General features: G+C 38.0%; 18 protein-coding genes. 8 read left to right on the forward strand and 10 right to left on the reverse strand.

Annotation, left to right across the window (positions count from 1 at the left end):
* Positions 1–12: 12 nt before the first annotated feature.
* From ileS to murJ, 3 genes are all read right to left on the reverse strand, one after another.
* Complete coding sequence (ileS, locus tag H5122_RS11175) at positions 13–2,841, reverse strand: isoleucine--tRNA ligase (RefSeq protein WP_182670890.1); 2,829 nt, start codon at positions 2,839–2,841, stop codon at positions 13–15.
* 5 nt (positions 2,842–2,846) lie between these two features.
* On the reverse strand, positions 2,847–3,797 hold the full coding sequence (ribF, locus tag H5122_RS11180) for a bifunctional riboflavin kinase/FAD synthetase (protein ID WP_182682252.1): 951 nt from the start codon (positions 3,795–3,797) through the stop codon (positions 2,847–2,849).
* An 84-nt stretch (positions 3,798–3,881) separates the two neighbouring features.
* Positions 3,882–5,420 carry a murein biosynthesis integral membrane protein MurJ gene (gene murJ, locus H5122_RS11185; protein WP_404936278.1) on the reverse strand — a complete coding sequence of 513 codons (1,539 nt, stop codon included), beginning with the start codon at positions 5,418–5,420 and terminating at the stop codon, positions 3,882–3,884.
* A 295-nt stretch (positions 5,421–5,715) separates the two neighbouring features.
* On the opposite strand from murJ, the gene rpsT reads away from it, so the two are divergent.
* Positions 5,716–5,976, forward strand: coding sequence for a 30S ribosomal protein S20 (gene rpsT, locus H5122_RS11190; protein ID WP_002958225.1), 261 nt, complete (start codon positions 5,716–5,718; stop codon positions 5,974–5,976).
* A 108-nt stretch (positions 5,977–6,084) separates the two neighbouring features.
* Here the strand turns inward: rpsT and H5122_RS11195 are convergent, their stop codons facing one another.
* Entirely contained in the window at positions 6,085–6,468 is a 384-nt protein-coding gene (locus H5122_RS11195) for a response regulator (protein ID WP_002958224.1), read from the reverse strand.
* Positions 6,469–6,581: 113 nt separating this feature from the next.
* On the opposite strand from H5122_RS11195, the gene H5122_RS11200 reads away from it, so the two are divergent.
* Both H5122_RS11200 and H5122_RS11205 read left to right on the forward strand, forming a co-directional pair.
* Complete coding sequence (locus tag H5122_RS11200; protein WP_182670888.1) at positions 6,582–7,025, forward strand: hypothetical protein; 444 nt, start codon at positions 6,582–6,584, stop codon at positions 7,023–7,025.
* A 106-nt stretch (positions 7,026–7,131) separates the two neighbouring features.
* Entirely contained in the window at positions 7,132–7,377 is a 246-nt protein-coding gene (locus tag H5122_RS11205; protein ID WP_002958222.1) for a hypothetical protein, read from the forward strand.
* Positions 7,378–7,571: 194 nt separating this feature from the next.
* Here H5122_RS11205 and H5122_RS11210 read toward each other — a convergent pair whose 3' ends face one another.
* Together H5122_RS11210 and H5122_RS11215 are read right to left on the reverse strand one after the other, a co-directional pair.
* Positions 7,572–7,718 (reverse strand): hypothetical protein, encoded by a 147-nt coding sequence (locus tag H5122_RS11210; protein WP_002958221.1) that lies wholly within the window; start codon positions 7,716–7,718, stop codon positions 7,572–7,574.
* A 96-nt stretch (positions 7,719–7,814) separates the two neighbouring features.
* The gene (locus H5122_RS11215; RefSeq protein WP_182682251.1) at positions 7,815–8,735 is read right to left on the reverse strand and encodes a glyoxylate/hydroxypyruvate reductase A; all 921 of its coding nucleotides are present in this window, start codon (positions 8,733–8,735) and stop codon (positions 7,815–7,817) included.
* Positions 8,736–8,864: 129 nt separating this feature from the next.
* Between H5122_RS11215 and H5122_RS11220 the strand changes: the two genes are divergently transcribed.
* Both H5122_RS11220 and H5122_RS11225 read left to right on the forward strand, forming a co-directional pair.
* Complete coding sequence (locus H5122_RS11220; protein WP_182682250.1) at positions 8,865–10,571, forward strand: lysophospholipid acyltransferase family protein; 1,707 nt, start codon at positions 8,865–8,867, stop codon at positions 10,569–10,571.
* Positions 10,572–10,981: 410 nt separating this feature from the next.
* Entirely contained in the window at positions 10,982–11,635 is a 654-nt protein-coding gene (locus H5122_RS11225) for an OmpW family protein (protein ID WP_182682249.1), read from the forward strand.
* An 81-nt stretch (positions 11,636–11,716) separates the two neighbouring features.
* Here the strand turns inward: H5122_RS11225 and H5122_RS11230 are convergent, their stop codons facing one another.
* Complete coding sequence (locus H5122_RS11230; protein ID WP_002958217.1) at positions 11,717–12,250, reverse strand: thioesterase family protein; 534 nt, start codon at positions 12,248–12,250, stop codon at positions 11,717–11,719.
* A 106-nt stretch (positions 12,251–12,356) separates the two neighbouring features.
* On the opposite strand from H5122_RS11230, the gene H5122_RS11235 reads away from it, so the two are divergent.
* Positions 12,357–12,851, forward strand: a complete 495-nt coding sequence (locus tag H5122_RS11235) for a hypothetical protein (RefSeq protein ID WP_182673719.1) — start codon at positions 12,357–12,359, stop codon at positions 12,849–12,851.
* A gap of 28 nt (positions 12,852–12,879) precedes the next feature.
* Here H5122_RS11235 and tyrR read toward each other — a convergent pair whose 3' ends face one another.
* The 3 genes from tyrR to bcsE all read right to left on the reverse strand — a co-directional run bounded on the left by tyrR (position 12,880) and on the right by bcsE (position 17,997).
* On the reverse strand, positions 12,880–14,436 hold the full coding sequence (tyrR, locus tag H5122_RS11240; RefSeq protein WP_002958215.1) for a transcriptional regulator TyrR: 1,557 nt from the start codon (positions 14,434–14,436) through the stop codon (positions 12,880–12,882).
* 188 nt (positions 14,437–14,624) lie between these two features.
* Complete coding sequence (bcsG, locus tag H5122_RS11245; RefSeq protein WP_182682248.1) at positions 14,625–16,205, reverse strand: cellulose biosynthesis protein BcsG; 1,581 nt, start codon at positions 16,203–16,205, stop codon at positions 14,625–14,627.
* A 169-nt stretch (positions 16,206–16,374) separates the two neighbouring features.
* Positions 16,375–17,997: a cellulose biosynthesis protein BcsE gene (gene bcsE, locus H5122_RS11250; RefSeq protein WP_182682247.1), complete on the reverse strand. Its 1,623-nt coding sequence runs from the start codon at positions 17,995–17,997 to the stop codon at positions 16,375–16,377.
* A 114-nt stretch (positions 17,998–18,111) separates the two neighbouring features.
* Between bcsE and bcsR the strand changes: the two genes are divergently transcribed.
* Both bcsR and bcsQ read left to right on the forward strand, forming a co-directional pair.
* On the forward strand, positions 18,112–18,291 hold the full coding sequence (gene bcsR / locus H5122_RS11255; RefSeq protein ID WP_182670882.1) for a BcsR/BcsP family cellulose biosynthesis protein: 180 nt from the start codon (positions 18,112–18,114) through the stop codon (positions 18,289–18,291).
* Between the two features lie 32 nt (positions 18,292–18,323).
* Positions 18,324–19,040: a cellulose biosynthesis protein BcsQ gene (gene bcsQ, locus H5122_RS11260; protein WP_182673722.1), complete on the forward strand. Its 717-nt coding sequence runs from the start codon at positions 18,324–18,326 to the stop codon at positions 19,038–19,040.
* The last annotated feature ends 1 nt before the right edge of the window (position 19,041 follow it).

Below are 19,041 nucleotides of genomic sequence, written 5' to 3' on the forward strand. Positions count from 1 at the left end.
TAAGAATAACTCCTAAGCGAATTGACGCTTTTCACCTTCGCCGTCAACATTACTTACACAACGACCACAAATTTCAGGATGAGCAGGCTCAACACCTACATCTTCGCTATAATGCCAACAACGCTCACATTTAGCAGCATCTGTTGCAGCAACGCTAATGAACAAACCTTCAATTTCGGTAGCTTGTGTATCTGCAGGCTGGCTATCAACTTCAGTAACATTCACCGCTGATGTTAACAATACAAAACGCAGTTCATCACCAAGCGCGTTTAATTTAGCGGCAAGCTCTTTACCCGTAAATAAATTCACCGTTGCTTGAAGTGTTGCACCAATTACTTCTTCTTTACGTGCAGCTTCTAATAAGCGGTTTACTTCGTCACGTACAGTTAAAATCTCTAACCAATCATCGTTACTAAATTGGCTATTTGTTGGCGCTTGTAAGCCATCGTACCAAACTGATGTAAATACGTAGTCACTACGCTCACCCGGTAACGCTTCCCAAATTTCTTGTGCGGTAAAGCTCATAATAGGTGCCATCCAACGCGTCATTGCTTCTGCGATATGATAAAGCGCAGTTTGACATGAACGACGTGCATGGCTATCACTCTTAGCTGTATATTGACGATCTTTAATAACATCTAAATAGAACGAGCCAAGCTCACCCGTACAGAAGTTCATTAGCTTTTGAGTTACTAATAGCATTTGGTAGCTGTCGTATGCGGCTAAAATCTCGTCTTGCAACTGAGCTGCGCGGCCAACAATCCACTTATCAAGCTCAACCATATCATCAACAGCTACTTGATCTGTTTCTGGGTTAAAACCATTTAGGTTAGCAAGCAAGTAACGGCTGGTGTTACGAATACGGCGGTAACGATCGGCTGAGCGTTTAAATATTTCATCCGACACAGTCATTTCTGCCGTGTAATCGGTAGAAGCCACCCACAAACGTAGAATGTCAGCACCTAGTTTATTCATCACATTTTGTGGTGAAATAACATTACCTAATGACTTAGACATTTTGCGGCCGTTTTCATCAACAGTAAAACCATGAGTCAATACTTGGCGGTATGGCGCATGACCATTAATAGCCACAGATGTCATCATTGATGACATAAACCAACCACGGTGCTGATCAGAACCTTCAAGGTATAAGTCAGCCGGACCAACCAAGTCTTCACGTGCATCTACTACACAAGCGTGTGACACACCTGAGTCAAACCATACATCTAGCGTATCTTGCACTTTCATGTATTGCTTGGCGTCTTCTTCACCAAGTAAAGTAGCTGGTTCTAAATCGTACCATGCTTGTATACCAGACTTTTCAACAAGCTCTGCTGCTTGAGCAATTAGCTCTTGTGTATTTGGGTGAAGTGCACCGGTGTCTTTATCAACGAACAATGCAATAGGAACGCCCCAAGTACGCTGGCGAGAAATACACCAATCTGGGCGGCTTTCAACCATGTTAGAAATACGGCTTTCGCCCCACTCTGGTAACCATTGCGTGTTTTTAATCTCAGCAAGAGAATCTTGACGTAAGTTAGCCTGATCCATACTTACAAACCATTGTGGTGTAGCACGGAAAATGATTGGTGTTTTATGACGCCAGCAATGTGGGTAACTATGCGTAAGCGCATGGTGATGCATAAGCGCACCACGCTCTTTTAACACTTCAATTACGCTCGCATTCGCCTTAAATACGTGCTGACCTGCAAAAAGTTCGGTATCTGGTAAATAAACACCATTTGCACCAACAGGGTTAGCCACTTCAAGGTTGTAATTTAAGCCTGCCACGAAATCTTCTTGACCATGGCCTGGGGCGGTATGTACAACACCAGTACCTGAATCAGTAGTTACGTGTTCTGCAACAATCACTGGTACATTAAAATCATAAAAAGGATGGGCTACTTGCAAGTTTTCAAGCGCTGCACCTTTTACATACCCTAGTACGTGAAAGTGATTAAAACCAAAACGGTCCATAGCATCTTTAACAAGCTCAGAACCTAAAATTAGGCGTTGTTGTACGCCTTCATCTTCAACCTGTACTAACGCATACTCTAAATCGGCATGCACAGCCACAGCGCGGTTTGCAGGAAGCGTCCACGGTGTTGTTGTCCAAATAACAGTACCAACACTGCCTTCACCTTTATGACCATCAGCTAGATCAAAGGCACTAACAACAGCATCTTGATCAACAAATGTAAAACGCACATCGATTGCTGGTGACTGCTTATCTTGGTATTCAACTTCTGCTTCTGCTAATGCAGAGCCACAGTCTGTACACCAATGCACAGGCTTGGCGCCTTTATGCAAATGACCTTTTTCAATAATTCGACCAAGCACACGAATTGCATTCGCTTCAAAGTCAAAGTTCATTGTTAAATATGGCTTATCCCAATCTGCAAATACGCCTAAACGTTTAAAATCAACTTTTTGACCTTCAACTTGTTTTTTAGCGTATGCACGGCATTTTTCACGAAACTCACTCGCAGTAACTTTTACACCCGGCTTGCCTACTTTTTTCTCAACCATTAACTCGATTGGTAAACCATGACAATCCCAACCTGGAACTAATGGTGAATCAAAGTCAGATAATGTTTTAGACTTAACAATAATATCTTTTAATATCTTATTAACTGAGTGGCCTAAATGGATATCGCCATTTGCATACGGAGGGCCGTCATGCAAAATAAAGGTTTTTTTACCTTTCTTAGCGCTGCGAATTTGACCATAAAGGTCGTCCTCATACCATGCTTTAAGCATTTTTGGTTCACGTTGTGCCAAATTGCCACGCATTGGAAACGGTGTTTCCGGTAAGTTCAAAGTATGTTTATAGTCGCTCATTTATCCTACATTCCGTCTCTATCGGCTACCTGATTTAAACCAAAACACTGCTTAGCGGCAGCAACATCAGTTGCTATTTGCGCCGTTAATTGTGTTAATGTCTCGAATTTTTTCTCATCGCGAAGTTTTTTTATTAACTCCACATGCATAAATTGTCCGTAAATATCCTGTGCAAAATCAAAAAGGTGAACTTCTAATAATGCACGAGTTCCATTAAATGTCGGCTTATTACCTACATTTGCAACTCCAAAAATCTGTTTTCCTGCAATCGTTGCTTGCACTGCAAACACTCCGTTGACAGGACACACTTGGCGTTTTAGGGCTATATTTGCCGTTCTAAAACCGAGTTCACGTCCTCTTTTCCAGCCATGTATAACACGCCCAGAAATAGCATAATCGTGACCAAGCATTATTTTAGCACTCGCTAAGTCACCGGATGCTAAAGCATCTCGTATTAAAGTGCTGCTTACTCTAGCATTTAATTGACGAAAGCTCGCGGTGCTTTTTACATCCATGCCCGCTTGGTTGCCCATGCTAGCAAGTAAGTTAAAGTTACCTTGGCGTTGCTTTCCAAACTTAAAATCATCACCAACAGTAAGTGCTTTAACACCTAACTTTTTAATCAAAATCTCATTAACGAATTGCTCAGCATGCATGTTTGCAAATTGCTGATTAAAGCTAATGCAAATAACTCGCTCAATACCTAAATCACTCAATAAACGTAACTTATCTCGTAAGCGCGTTAACCGTGCAGGGGCATTGTTTTTAGCAAAAAATTCTTGTGGCTGGGGTTCAAACAGCATTACAGTGCTAGGCAAACTATGCGCTTTAGCATCGCTAAGTAAACCTTTTAACACTTCTGCGTGGCCTAAATGAACGCCGTCAAAATTACCAATAGTTAACACACAACCAAAATGGTGTGGGCGAATATTGTGTATACCTCTAATTAACTCCATGCCACCTAATGCCTTGTTTAGCGAGCTATTAATTACGGCTAAAAAATGATTAAAGCCGCAGAGTTGCCGATTATAATCTTTTTTTTAGTTTGATTCAGTAATTGCTACACTTTTTATCGTATTTAGTCTAACGCCCATCACAAATAGCATTGCAAAGTAGCTAATACCAGCCAAAGCCACTAGCGCTACTAATAATATTACTTGCTGCGTAAAGGCCCATGTAGCCCAATAATAGTAACTGCTCACAAACCATGTGACAGCTCCCATAACAATACTTGCAACAACACATTTAAGTGTAAAAAGCATACTCATTGATGAGAACTGGTATACATTTTCTTTTTTAAGCTGTCTGTATAATAAAAATGCATTGCAGCTAGCCGATAACGAAGTAGCAAGTGCCAACCCTAAATAACCAATGAAAGGAGCCAGCATAATGTTAAACACCATATTAAGTACTAAGGTAATAATACCAATACGCACCGGTGTTTTTGTATCTTGACGAGCATAAAAACCAGGAGCGAGTACTTTTATTAGCATAAAGCTTACAAGTCCGACCGAATATGCGACTACGCCTAAGCTTACAGCTTTGACATGATCAATACTGTCTTCTTTAAATGCACCGTGGTCGAACAATACGGTAATAATAAGTGGACTGATGATCATTAAACCTATCATTGCTGGTAGGCCTAAAAATATAACAAAACGAACTCCCCAATCGAGAGTATGCTGAAAATCGCTACTTTTTTTACTGCTATGTAGTTTAGAAAGCGCCGGTAAAATAACTGTCGCAATACCAATACCAAATAATCCCAGCGGAAATTCAATTAAGCGGTCTGAATAATAAAGCCACGCAATTGAACCCGTCATCAGTAATGACGCAATCATGGTATCTAGCAACAAATTAATTTGACTAATAGAGACACCAAACAAAGCCGGTAGCATAAGTTTTCGTACTTTTTTTACGTTTTCGTCTTGCCATGCCCAGCGCGGACGCGCCAACATTTTAGCGCGATACAAGAACGGTAGTTGAAATAGTAGCTGCACTACACCACCGAAAAATACACCTATGGCAAGTGCATAAGCACCTACTGAAAATTTATCATGTAAAAAAATTGCACACGTAATAATAGAAACATTAAGCAAAACTGGTGTAAATGCAGCAACAGCGAAACGGTTATACACATTCATAACCGCACCACTAAGTGCAACTAAGCTTACAAAAAATAAATAAGGGAATGTAAGTTTAAGTAGTGAACTTGCAAGTTCAAATTTTTCGGCATTAGGTCCGCCTTGCCACCAATCTATAAACCAACCGGTACCAAATAGTGCTGCAATAACAGGGGAAGCAACAACACCTATAATAGTGACAATTAGTAAAATGGTTCCTAATGTGCCTGCTGCTTGTGCAACAAAAAGTCTGACCTTGTCGTCGCCTTGCTGTTCTTTAATTTCACTTAGCACAGGTACGAATGCTTGTGCGAAGGCACCTTCTGCAAATAAACGGCGTAAAAAATTAGGAATACGGTTAGCAAATAAAAAAACATCAGCCGCTGCACTTGCGCCTAATAAATTGGCAACGACAGCATCTCGAACGAGCCCTAAAATACGCGATATCATAGTCATACAACTAACAATCATACCAGAGCGAAATAAACCTTTTGACACCTTAAACCTACTCAAAAATCCTCAAGATAGGCGATTATGCCACAGTCTTTTTTATAAATCGCTTTAAAGCACTAGGCTGGGGGTCTGTGCTTTGTTACAATGTCTATATTAACTGCTAAAGCGGCAAATTGATGCTCGTTATATGGTGCAGTTTTTCTTGGATTGTTAAATTTAAATTGACATCCATGATAGAAACAGGCATATTCCACGGCCTTTAATTTAAGCTTTATTTTAAGATTGTTAGGAGCAAACCTTGGCTAACATCAAGTCTGCAAAAAAACGCGCTATCACAAGCGAAAAAAACCGTCAGCACAACGCAAGCCGTCGTTCAATGATGCGCACTTACTTCAAAAAAGTAATTGTTGCTATTGAAGCGGGCGATAAAGAAGCTGCACAGCAAGCTTTTTCTGTTGCTACACCTATCCTAGACCGTTACGCAACTAAGGGTCTAATTCACAAAAACAAAGCAGCTCGTCATAAGAGCCGTATAGCAGCTAAGATTAAAGCTCTATAATTTGTTTTTGACAGAATATAAAAAACCGGCTTTTGCCGGTTTTTTTTTATCTAAGATTTAATCTCGTACTTTAATAACAGTCGACATAAATATTTAAACAGATTAGTGTCATACATTTTCCAAGTCTGGATAAAACTTCTTAAGCATTGCCGCTATTTTTTTAGGTGTAAACGGCTTCACTACAAATCCTTTAGCGCCTTTATCAATTGCATCCTTAACATTTTCAATACCTGAATGCGCAGATACCATTACAACATTTGTCTCAGGGCTTAATTCATTGATTTGTGCAATCAAATCTTTGCCATCGCCGTCCGGCAGTTCTATGTCTAAAAAAATGATATTATAATTTGCAGCCTGGCACTCACTAATACATTGTGAGGCAGTAGATGCTTCCTTTACGTTATCTATCCCTAAGTGCATGAGCGTTTGGCTCAAAAAACTACGCACTGTGCTAACGTCATCTACAATTAAAATTGATAGCTGCGTATTCATCTTTATTCCTCGTAGGCTATAAGCTAACTTTAAGTTATCATAATAATTAGCTTAGTATATAAATTTGCTCATTTAATTATAGAGACCTACGGAAAAAAGGCCAGATTTGCTTTATGTCTAAAACCCCAAATAAACAGTCGTTGCTAGGTAAAACACCAACAAGAAAAAAAACAGCGCAAAAAAGAAAGCCGCAACGCCCTACTCAGCGCTCTATACCCGCAGAGGAAAAAACAAACACAAACAATGGCACTAGCCAAAAAACAAAGTCAAAAAAGGGGCTATTTATATCTCTGGCCATTGTTATTGTAATAATTTTAGCTTTTCCAAAACCAACCTTGCTCACCTATAAAAAATTAGGGATGGTAAGTGAGAGTGTTTACTGGCCTGGACTTTTAGGTTACGGAGCTACTTTAATTGATTCCAACTTGCACCCCAACTATGACTCTAGCCGTGAATCCCTTTATTTATGCAGTGATTTACAAAAACCACAGAGCTGTCAAAAGTATCAAGTAATTGCTGACAATGGTTTGTTTTCAGCAATTGGCAGTTACTTTTAGCATTAAAAAAACTAATCTGAAAATTTAAAATTACTTGGTTGAAAGGTGTGCAAAAGATCAACATAATGGCGCTCCTTTTTTCAACAACTGAACTATTGAAACGACCATGCTAAACGAGCTAGATTGGCTTTTAAATACTACACTACTTGCACTAGGTTTAGGTGCATTCTTTATTAACCAGATAACACTGCTGCGCGTTGCCGCCATTAGTGCATGTGGTTTATTGTTCTTATCATTTAGCCTAGATCTTATGTCGTCGAGCGTTATTTCAAATATGAGTTTAGTGTTGATCAACACTTTTTACTTGTTTAAAGTTTATACATTCGGGCAATTTAATGTAACTCAAAGTTAACAACTTTTCCTTAGAATATTTAATAGCCCAGCATTGCTGGGCTTTTTTATTGCGAATTTTTAAAATATTAGAAACACGTTGGATCAGGACAATATTAAACGCCACTAAAGCACCACTACAATAATGGTGCTGAGCATGTACTGTTGAGAGAAACGAGAAGAAAGACGAAAACCGAAAATACCTAATAAGCTAGGTTAATCTGCTATTGTTAATTCACTTTGGGTTTGTGTTTTAGATGGACTATCTTCAGCGTTAGCCTGATTAAACCAAGCTGAAACACCTAGCACAATAATTGAAATAACAACGAGGCTTAATTTAGCCCCACTTTGACTGGATTTCATAACACCCTCTTTATATTTTTATTAGTGAGAATATCTTTTACACTAATGAAAATTACAAATGTTAACAAGCTGTTTTTTAAACTAATTAGCTATCAGCTAATAACCTTTAGTTCTATCCACTGAATTATTGAGTGCTAAGCCCATATTCGAACGTTCAATATTATCGGCTATTTGGTCTATAACGCTACTTAAATCAGATAGCGCTGCACAATGTGGTGTAAGTGTTATTTTGGGGTTTCCCCAGTAAGGATGGTTCTGCGTTAAAGGTTCTTGGTCAAAAACATCCAAGGTAGCAGCGCGTAAGCTATCGCTATTTAATGCATTTAATAAATCTTGCTCAACCACATGAGCGCCACGTGCCACATTAATAACAACAGCATGTGAAGGTAGCTTAGCGAGCATTGAGTGATCAATAATGCCTGTAGTTGCTTGCGTAAGGGGTAATAGACATACAAGGTAGTCAACGTCAGAAAGCATATCGCTAAGTCCTTCATCGCCATAATAAACCTCGACATTAGTCGTGTTTTTATTACTTTGCGCCCAGGCACTTACTTTAAAACCATTAGTTACAAGTTTTTGCGCACATGCTTTACCTAATTCGCCAAATCCAAGTATACCAACATGTTTATTACTAAAAGCTCGTTTTGGCTTCCATGCTTGCTGTGTTTGTTTAGTGTAATACTCTTTTAAGCGTAATTTTTGAGCTAAGACATGTGTAAGTACATATTCCGCCATATCTTCAGCTAGTTGCATGTCAACAATACGTACTACTTCGACATGTTCAGGTAATAATGTTAAATCGATACTGTCTACGCCTGCACCAAATGACGACACAGCTTTTAAGTTAGGCAGCTGCGGCCACAGAGACTCAGGAGCATTCCACGCAAGTACAAAATCCACATTATTTGCGTTTTTGCAATCAGGCCATTGCTCTATCAATGTATTTGGTAATCGCTCTTGTAACTTCGTTATTAGCTTTTCGTTGTTGCGCCCCGTTATAGCCACCAATACCGACATAAATTCTCCTAGCAATTCACAGTTTATAATTTAGTACTTTAAAAAGTCACACTACTGCAAAGTAACTGTCACACCCTTTTTTTAATCTTACATGTATAGCGAATAGACCAAACGGAATATGAGGTTAATATGATAAGTGTTGATAAAGTAATTGCAGCAAACTTACCACAACTAGAGAACTCTCCAAAAGTAAAAGGTTTAGTAAAAAAGGGCTTAGGTTACTTATTGCATGAGCAAGAGTTTATCACCTTTGGTAATACCTACCCTCACCTACAAGGGTTAGAATTTGTTGAGCAAGTACTTGATGAACTCAATTTTGATACACGCTATAAACCTAAGCAGATAGAACATATTCCTAACGAGGGTAAACTTGTTATTGTTGCTAACCACCCTATTGGTTCACTAGATGCTTTAGCACTTATCAAAGTACTCTCTACAGTAAGGCAAGATTTAAAAGTAGTCGCAAACCGCATGTTAATGTCGGTCAGCGCAATGCATTCTCTTTTACTCCCTGTTGATAACTTATCTGGTATGAGTAAAAAGCAAGAGCTTAGTAATATACAAAACCATTTAAAAGGTGGAGGTGCCTTACTTGTATTTCCTGCAGGGGAAGTGTCGCGTCTAGGACCAACCGGTATTAAGGATTGCAAATGGAATAGCGGTTTTTTACGTATGGCAAAAAAAGCCAACTGCCCCATTTTACCTATTTTTATTAAAGCCAAAAATAGTCCACTTTTTTACGGCACATCAATGATTTATAAGCCTCTGGCAAGTTTACTATTAGTGACAGAAATGTTTAAGCAGCGCAAAAAATCTTTAGAGTTTGAGATTGGTGCTTCTATCCCTCCTGAGTCCTACTTAATAGAAAACCTTAAAGATAAAGAAATTGTAAACCTCATACGTAAACAGCTTTATAGGCTTACAACTAAAAAAACACTGCCGCTAAAAACACAAACACCTATTGCTGTGCCTGAGTGTAGAAAAGAACTAAAAAGAGCAATTGAGCAATGTCAGCTTCTGGGTAAAACACACGATGGCATGCACATTCATCTATATCAATATGTAGGTAGTTCACCTATTTTTAGAGAGCTAGGACGCCTCAGAGAAATAGCATTTAGAGCAGTAGGTGAAGGAAGCGGTAAGCGTCGTGATATAGATAAATACGATATGGATTACCAACACCTTGTACTGTGGGACCCTATGCAACTAGAGCTAGTAGGTGCTTATCGATTAGCCTGCGCACAACAGATAATACAAAAACATGGTCGCGAAGGTTTGTATACTGATAGCTTATTTTCTTATACCGACGCTATGACGCCCTATCTAAAACAAGGAATTGAGCTTGGTCGAAGTTTTGTACAGCCTAAGTATTGGGGACGTAAGAGTCTCGACTATTTATGGTACGGTATTGGTGCTTTTATAAAAAACTACCCACAGTATAGGTATTTATTTGGGGCTGTAAGCGTGTCCAACGCCCTACCTGAGCAAGCCAAAGCCATGCTCGTTTATTACTATCAACATTATTATAAAAGCAGCATAGAACTAGCTACGCCCAATAATGAGCTCAAATTAACTGAGCAACAGCTAACGCAATGCAATATTCTTTTTAATGGAAACGATGTTAAAGAAGATTTTGTAGAGTTAAAACATGTGTTAGCTAATATGGGCGCTCAAGTCCCTACTTTATTTAAACAATACACTGAGCTTTGCAACCCTGGCGGCGTACAATTTTTAAGCTTTAGCATTGATCCCGATTTTAATAATTGTATTGATGGATTGGTATTAGTCGATCTTAAAAGTGTTAAAGAAAACAAAGCTAAACGTTATTTAGAATAACTATTGATAAGTAAAGTCAGTGAACCGAGTATTTTATGCCTTATAAAGTACTCGGTTTATATTTAATTATAAATACCGACTCAATCGCATTTAAGTCTTCCAATACTTTTTTAAGTGTCGGGTGTTTTAATTATTTTTGAGCCCTGCTAAAAATATATTTTCTTGTTTATTAAGGCCCTGATTAAACACGAGATTATGGCAAGGCAGTGCCTGCCTTAATATATTCATGTGACTGTTAATTAAATAAATATGTCAATCTTTACAAAAGCATAACGACACTAAAATTAATCTAAATCAATAAAACATTTTATAAGCTTCAAATGCTTTTTAAACTTTGATCTAGAACAGGTTTTCATATTTATTGCTCGGTAATAATAGCGCTAATTAAATAGTAGTTCTTGGAGAACAACATGAAAACTCAAATTAGCATCGCATTATTAACCTCTTTATTAGCACTCTCTCCAGCTGCACACGCTAACTTTAGCGTAAATGTTGGCGCTATTAACGTAAACCCTGATAACAGTAGCTCAGCGATTAATGAAGCACCTACGCTAGGCCTTAAAGGTGATTCAGATACTCAACTAGGTATCACCGTAGATTATGCATTTAACGATCAATGGGTGTTAGAACTGATAGCAGCAACACCGTTTTCACACGATGTAAATGGCGCAGGCGGCTTAGCAGGCAATAAAATTGCAGATATAAAACAACTTCCACCGTCATTGGTTGCACAATACCACTTTTTAGATACAAGCTATGCGCTAAGACCTTTTATAGGCGTAGGCATAAACTACACTGCATTTTTTGATGAGCAACCCTCTCAAGCACTTAAAGCAACACTAGGAACAGACGATGTAGAAGTAAAGTTAGATGATTCGTTTGGCTTTATGGCTCAGGTAGGTGCTAACTATAAAATTGATAAAAACTGGGGTTTACACGCCATGGTATCAATTATGGATATTGATACCGATGCCACTGTTCATGCTAATGGTGCAAAAGCGCTTACATCAACTGTTGAGCTTGATCCTGTTGTGGCTATGTTTGGTGTTAGGTACAGCTTTTAAAGCATATATAAAGTAGTACATAGTTGCCCAATTACAATGTGTGTTAAAAGGCCGAAAGGCCTTTTTTTTCATTTGTAGAGATTAGGGCAGGTTACTTAACTTTTTCTGCTCTAACATTTCTTTCCAGTGCATTACTTCACTTGGCAATATAGGTGTTTGCCCATCAAAACCAGCAACTTCAAGCATTTCTTCAATGCTTATAATACCCTTTTTACTTTTAAATACACCGCGTACATAAGCAATAGCATGTAAGCCTCGCTCTGAGTGAAACTTTTGCTCAATATAAAAGTATTTATGATCCCAGCCAACTAACTTAGTACTTATTGTATATCGCTGCATAGGTTTAATATCGCGGATATAAGTAATAGCAGTTGCGTTAACAATCGGAAACCAACGACGCTTCATTATTTGCTTTAGTAAGCCAACACGCTCCGTCATCCACGTGCGAGATAAATCCATCATCGCAAGATAACGTGAGTTTGTTAAATGTAAATTAATATCACAATCAGTCGGCAAAGCTTTGTAATCAATATCTACTGTATCAAGTAGATTTTGATATTGCTTATTGCGTTTAATTTTGAAAAATAATAATAAAAGTCGAATATATAAGTTCACAAAAAAGGTCTTACCAGTTAAATTTATTCGAGTGTAGCATAGCCCCTTGCGAAGACGAATATTCTACTTTAATCTTAAATCATTATTACAATAAAAAAGATAGCTAATGAAATCAAAACTAAAAATTATCGCTGCACTGGCCCTATTAGCCCCTAGCTACAATGCTTTTGCCGATTTCTCGTTACCAGGTAAAGGCTCAGTAACTTACCCTACCGGTGTAGTTAAAGAATTTAAATTTGGTTTTGAATGGCAGCAAAAAGCTGAGAAATTCACTATTGGATCTAAAAGTTACAATATGGAGCAAATTCCTAGCTCTTATTCTGTCGCCATCACGCTTTCAAAAGATGACAGCCAAGTATGGGTTCAAGAATTTAATAATGGGTTTATTGAGGAGTTTGAATGGCAAATTGGCGAACATACAGTCACTCTAAAAAAGCAGCAGTTTAGCGATCCGGTGAAAGGTGACTATGTTATTGAGCTAAATGGCCGTAGCTATTTTTTCACTCGTAATAACGCCAGTATCGTAATGAACTTTAACGAAGAAGGTATTGAGACGATTGCAATTGATGGGGTAACAAAAAATATGGGCACTAAAAATTAGTCCCCATATTTTAATTTCTTTAAGTCAATTACACTTTTACTGTTTTTCGATTAATCCCGTAATCACGTAACTTATTAGCTACAGCGGTGTGACTTAGGCCCAATCGCTTAGCTAACTGACGTGAGCTTGGGTAAGCGGGGTAGAGTTTGCGAAGTAAAGTCGCCTCAAAACGTTTAACAGCTTGATCTAGTGAGCCTTCAAAATCAGACTCTAAATACCCTAAATCATGAGTAAAAGTTGGTAACTGCAAATGCTCTACGCGAAGCTCGCTATCATCTAGTAACGACACTGCACGGTAAATTGCATTTTCCAGCTGACGTACATTTCCAGGCCACGGGTACTCTTGTAAAAAGCTTAAACATTCTTGTGATAAAACAGGAATTGCATGACCATTTTGTTGTGCGTATTTTTGAATAAAATGCTCTGCAAGTGGCCCTACATCTGCTTTTCTATCTCTTAGTGGCGCTATTTCTAAAGTAAGCACGTTTATACGGTAATATAAGTCTTCTCTAAAAACCCCTTCTTGTACCATTGCAGGTAAGTCTTTTTGAGTAGCGGCAACAATACGTACATTTACTTTAACTTCGTTCTCATCGCCTACTTTTCTAAACGTACCATCTTGTAAAAAACGCAGTAACTTAGTTTGTAGTTGAGTCGACATTTCGCCAACTTCATCTAAAAATACAGTTCCACCATCAGCTTGCTCTAATACACCACGCTTTGGCGCTGCGTTTTCTTCGTACCCGGCATAACCAAATAATTCAGACTCAGCAACATCATCAGGAAGTGAAGCACACGATAGCGCAATAAAAGGCTTAACAGAGCGATTAGATGCGTAATGGCACGCCCTAGCTAATAACTCTTTACCTGTACCAGTTTCACCAGTAATCAAAATAGGGGCCTCTAGTTGCGCCATTTTGCGTGCTTCGCGCACAACTCGGCGCATTGCCGTACTAAAGTTATGAATAGTAGCAAAGCTTTCTTGCCCGTAGCGTCTAAATGCACTGACCTGCTGCCCTAAGCGGCTTTGCGATTTAATGTTAATAACCGCACCCGCAAGCACATCCCCCTCACTACCTTGGGGGACTGCAATTGGTAAAATGTCTGCAATAAAATCCTCACCCGCCACTTCAACGCGCGTGGTTTGCCCGAGCACTTCTTTACCTTCTAGCCAACGTGTAAAGTTAAACCCTTTAAGTAAATTATTAATATTTGCACCAATAACTTCTTTTTCAATTAACTGTAAGTCCTTACATGCTGCATCGTTGCATAAGCGTACCCAACCTTTAGCATCAATAGAGATAACGCCATCAGGCAATGCGCGTAGCAAAGTATTTAATTCGTTGTGTTCACGCTCAGATGGTAAAAACGCAGTGGTACGCACGTCATGTACGCCGTCGATTAAACGTATCGATGGCATAATTTTTTGAAATTGTTCAAATTCTATTTCGGGAAAACTAACGTACATACGACAATTTACAGAATCAACTTCAATTCCTTTTAGATCAACGCTGTAGTTAACTAATATATTAAGGATTTCTTGAGCAATACCAATTCGATCAGCACAGTGAATATCTAGACGCATACATCCTCAAAGAAGGAAAAACTATATTAGCTGAATAATACGCTAAGTCGCTTTGAGAAGGTAGCTTATTGTAAACATTTTTGGACGAAACAGACTGCGAAAGCGATAAGTTGAAGTGTAATTAAATGAAGAAAAGTAGCACTGATATTTAACTATACCAGTGCTATTTGTTAAATCTTATTATGTGACTACTTACCTTGTGGGTAAGCAGACCAATCACCACCATCTAATTGTATAAATGGTCTTTGGTTAACATACATCATTATTGTGCCTTCGTTTTCAGCAACCTTAGGTGCTGTAGGTAGGTTTTCAAGCAAATTAGCAACACTATTATTCCCACCAAATACATCAGTTTGCAGCGCCTTACTTACCAGCTCTGAAAGCGCAAAGTAACTTGTTGAATCATCAACCACAATTTGCGAGTAGTTTTGTACGTCTGGGCCTATAAATTTAATTGCTACAGGTACCGACACAATTGCTGGGCTTGGGATTTCACGTAAACCTGCAAACTGTACTTTGTCACCTTTTAAATTAGCGCCGTGTTCAGGCACTATCATTAACATAACGTTGCGACCGCGTTTTTCTAATTTTTTTACAAATTGGTTAATATCAGCAAACAAGTTTTTATGTCTGATTGGGTATGTCTCTTTACTATTAACCCTTGGTTGGTTCTCTAGCTGATTACCATCATGTAAACTTGTGGTGTTGTAGTACATCGCACACGGCTTACAATCTTCAGCTTGCTCTAACCAACCATCCAGCACAGCTTCATCTGAGTAAATAGGACTATTATCAAAACCTCGTAGCGCCACTGGCATTGAATCTATATTAAATGGCGTGCTATCTAGACCACCGTACTTATTTATTAAACCTTTAAACTCATCAAAATGTCCGTCATGATTCATCACAACATTGTTTTGATAACCTAGTTTTTCTAGGTTTTTAAACAAGTGACATTGTTCAGGTGCCTCTTTAAATAATGCTGTTTGACTCGTTTGCCCACAACTAGCGCGCAGCAGTCTTACCGCAGCGGGCCCACTGTATGACGTAGCCGAGTTAAAGTCTGAAAACACCACATCAAAGTCTTTATACATATCAGTAACACTTACACCAATAGCATTTAAATCAGCAACAGCCATTGAGCATATGTTCAAAATAATTACATCAAACAGCTCACCATTCACTTGGTTTGGAAAGTGGCTCATTAGTAAGCTTTGTTGTTGGTAAAAATCAGCTAATTTTTGATCAGGAGATTGCGCTGCCTGAGTGATCACTTGCGTTTGAGGATTACTTTGATTTTGAGTAACCGGTTCAGGGTTAGCCACATTATTAACGAACTGTGATTGAGAGTTATTTCCTTGCCACCCTACAACTAACAGCCCAACAATAGTCACGGTGGTAAAGCGTATCCATTGCGATGTATACCAAAAACACACACTAATTACGAACAGAGCCAACAACATATCAACGCTAATAACTCGGGTTAATAGCTCGATAAAATAACCAAAACTAAACTCTTGAACGTTACCTGCTTGTTTAGTCAACCTATTTATTGGTGGCAACCATGAGTCTTGATAAAGTAATACCACAGCAAACACAGCACCTAGTATATGTTTTGCCTTCTCTATTATTGGCTGTTTAAATTTAATCGCAAGCAATGCAGCAAAAGCGGCATTAGTTAGTACGTTAAAATCAATTGCACCGTAATAAAACAGAGCAAACTTAACTAAAAAATAAAGGTTCCAAACCCCTAAACCTGATAATTTCACTGCTTATCCTTTTTTACTGTATTTGGTGTATAAGGCTCTAGTACTTCATGTTTAAAAGTAAGCTTATAATAATATTTTGTTATTTGAGATAAAATGTATTTGCCTAGCATACAAAGCACCGCGCCAAGCACCATTGCAAGAAACACGGTAATTAAAAGCTGATTCATACTCATAAGCTATCTCTTAGTTTCATTATAAAAGGCTTAGCATCTGGGCGGCTTTTACTAGAAAATTCTGGGGTGTTAATATTTTCAGTAACGCTATTTGCTATATCAGGTGCAAATTTATAGCTATCATTCTCAGCAAGTTTTTGCGAGAAATCTACAACACTCTTACTTTTATAAAATCGCCTTAGCTGTTTACATTCTTGTTGAATGTAAAAGTGGTCAGAAATTATATTTTGCTGTACAAAAAAATCACTCGTTTTTAATTTAAACAAATGCTTAATTGCATTATCAACGTCATTTTCTCTACAAGCATGCAAATATAAATAAACTGTATTATCTGCAATGCTAAATACATCACCTTCGCGCTTAATATGAAATAAATGCAAAGGATGAATAGGGTCAATTCTTGGTAGTAGCTCAAGTTTCACTAGCACACCACTAACACCTAAATTAACGGCTGAGTCACTATGAATTTCTACTTGTTTCGTAAACTCGATGAAAGGTAAATATCCTTTCGAAAAGGTATTTTCAGTGTATTTTAAAACATCCTCAACTGAGGAAGGTAAAGGCCTTGAAAACTTAAAACCTTGAATAGATTGCACTTGTGAAAGCAAACGCGAAGGCTCTGAAAAGCTATACAAAATCAGATTTACACCCAAGGTTAAAAATAAGCACTCATCTTGATGGCGAATAACACCATCAACATTTTGAATAACAAGCTTTAACCATCGTCCGCAGTTTTTTCTAAGTTCAAAACACTGCTTACCCAATAGCGCCAAATCGGTGTAACGCGTAACTGCAAAAATTAAGGTGGCTGCTTCTACTTTTGGGCCTTTATTAAATAAATCATTATTATCTTTTACGCTTTTATAATGCATCGGTAACTTAGTACCTTCGGGCACAGCACTTTGCACGAGCCAGACATCGTCTTCATCGGAAAAGTCTGAGTGTTTAAGTGTTTTACTTTCGCTTGGCGTTCCAGTTTGAACAACAAACTGATTACCACTTAATAATAATTGGTAATGTTCACCAGCAATAACCCCCCTACTGTGACGCCAATAATCATATTCAAGTACTCGAACCGCAGAGTCGTTATCAACAAATACCAGCCCATCAAATACATTGTTTAATCGTCTAAATAAAAAGCGATAATTTGCAATATCAGGTCCCGAAATTAAAAATAATAATGTAGCTCCCGTACTACGAACAAAATCGTTGTACTGCCTCATCATCAGCTCTAAGCTTTTCTCGTCAGTACTGCTTAACTGTGCTGTATTAAAATGAACAAAAATAAGCGCTTTGTTTAGGCGTTTATAAGCACTTATTTCTTTTATAATACCTGAATTAATTTTCTCTATAGAATGATTCTGCGTTTCTGAGGCCAACGAAAAAGGGTGTACTCTATTATGCTTATAAGCATAATTTAACGATGCAGAAAAAGAAGAATCAAAAAATGATTCAACCTCTTGGGAAACTATATATATATCATTAACCAAGCTTTGGTTAATTGAATGTAACGCCAATTCGATTACAAAATTGTCTAAAGGGGCTAAAACAGCATAACTTGAAGCCGATTTTAACTCTTTTGCAGCAGGCTCTAATCCCGTTATGTTAAAGTTATGCACTTAAAACGCCCTATAAAAAATACTTTTTTACTAGTTTTAACCGTTATTCTATATATAATAGCCAAATATTGTCCACTTTTAATCAAAATAATTAAAGTAACTGTAAAGGTAATAATGAATAACTTGACGCCTAAAAACTCACAAACGTTAACATCAAGTGACATAGAAAACCTTGCACTACGTTTTGGTGGAAAGAGTGATGACTACATAGAAATTGTAAACAAGCAGCAAAATAATAATACAATTAATAAGTACGCATTACTTAAAGAAATAAACAACGAACTAAACATATAAGTTAGTTCAATTAAAGATAGGTAAAACATCCGTTGCAAAGAGTTTTCGTTAAAGGTATCAAAGGCGGTTTAGGCACTACCTCTGTGGTTGCAAATTTAGCGTGCGTGCTAAAAAAGTCTGATGTTGACGTTATTGCAATCGATCTAGATGCAAAAAGTGACCTAGGTTTACATTTTGGCTTGCCATGGAAATATACCAAAGGCTGGAGTAATGAAGCGAGCTTTGAAGATGCACTTGTGCATTTTCATCAAGATGACGATGGCATTATATTTTTACCATATGGTGACAGCACTGATACTAGCATCGATAACATCACTAAAATGGTAAATAGATGCAAAAACCTAAATTATAGCCAAGAAGCGTGGGTAATTTTTGACTGCCCTGCACATATTAACCTTCCCCACTATCCGTTAGAGAAAAACGATATTGTAATTGAACTGGTTAATTGCGACGCTATTTGTCACAGCTTAATTTATAGACGCCTACAAACACTCAAAAATTCAGATACTGATTGGAAGCATTACTTTTTAGTTAACCGCTATAATTCTGCATCTACGCTAGAATTTGACTTGTTTTCTCTTTGGCAATCTACGCTCCCCCTTATGGCTCCGTTTTTTATCAACAGTGACGAAGTTATTAAAGAGTCAACCGCATACAGAAATGTAGCGCTTAATTGTGCGCCATATAGTGTCGCAAACGATGACTTTGAAACACTAGCTGGTTGGCTAGTTAGTAAAGCGACCTTATAAA

It is taken from the genome of Pseudoalteromonas sp. SG43-8 (assembly GCF_014164245.1).
Classification (GTDB): Bacteria; Pseudomonadota; Gammaproteobacteria; order Enterobacterales; family Alteromonadaceae; genus Pseudoalteromonas; species Pseudoalteromonas distincta.

What these genes read in the sequence shown, in the direction of transcription:
- H5122_RS11200 (WP_182670888.1), top strand. Translation starts at nt 6,582, where the DNA reads ATGTCTAAAACCCCAAATAAACAGTCGTTGCTAGGTAAAACACCAACA.
- ileS (WP_182670890.1), bottom strand. Translation starts at nt 2,841, where the DNA reads ATGAGCGACTATAAACATACTTTGAACTTACCGGAAACACCGTTTCCA.
- murJ (WP_404936278.1), bottom strand. Translation starts at nt 5,420, where the DNA reads ATGACTATGATATCGCGTATTTTAGGGCTCGTTCGAGATGCTGTCGTT.
- H5122_RS11235 (WP_182673719.1), top strand. Translation starts at nt 12,357, where the DNA reads ATGAAATCAAAACTAAAAATTATCGCTGCACTGGCCCTATTAGCCCCT.
- H5122_RS11205 (WP_002958222.1), top strand. Translation starts at nt 7,132, where the DNA reads ATGCTAAACGAGCTAGATTGGCTTTTAAATACTACACTACTTGCACTA.
- H5122_RS11210 (WP_002958221.1), bottom strand. Translation starts at nt 7,718, where the DNA reads ATGAAATCCAGTCAAAGTGGGGCTAAATTAAGCCTCGTTGTTATTTCA.
- bcsR (WP_182670882.1), top strand. Translation starts at nt 18,112, where the DNA reads ATGAATAACTTGACGCCTAAAAACTCACAAACGTTAACATCAAGTGAC.
- tyrR (WP_002958215.1), bottom strand. Translation starts at nt 14,436, where the DNA reads ATGCGTCTAGATATTCACTGTGCTGATCGAATTGGTATTGCTCAAGAA.
- ribF (WP_182682252.1), bottom strand. Translation starts at nt 3,797, where the DNA reads ATGGAGTTAATTAGAGGTATACACAATATTCGCCCACACCATTTTGGT.
- H5122_RS11195 (WP_002958224.1), bottom strand. Translation starts at nt 6,468, where the DNA reads ATGAATACGCAGCTATCAATTTTAATTGTAGATGACGTTAGCACAGTG.
- H5122_RS11215 (WP_182682251.1), bottom strand. Translation starts at nt 8,735, where the DNA reads ATGTCGGTATTGGTGGCTATAACGGGGCGCAACAACGAAAAGCTAATA.
- H5122_RS11220 (WP_182682250.1), top strand. Translation starts at nt 8,865, where the DNA reads ATGATAAGTGTTGATAAAGTAATTGCAGCAAACTTACCACAACTAGAG.
- H5122_RS11225 (WP_182682249.1), top strand. Translation starts at nt 10,982, where the DNA reads ATGAAAACTCAAATTAGCATCGCATTATTAACCTCTTTATTAGCACTC.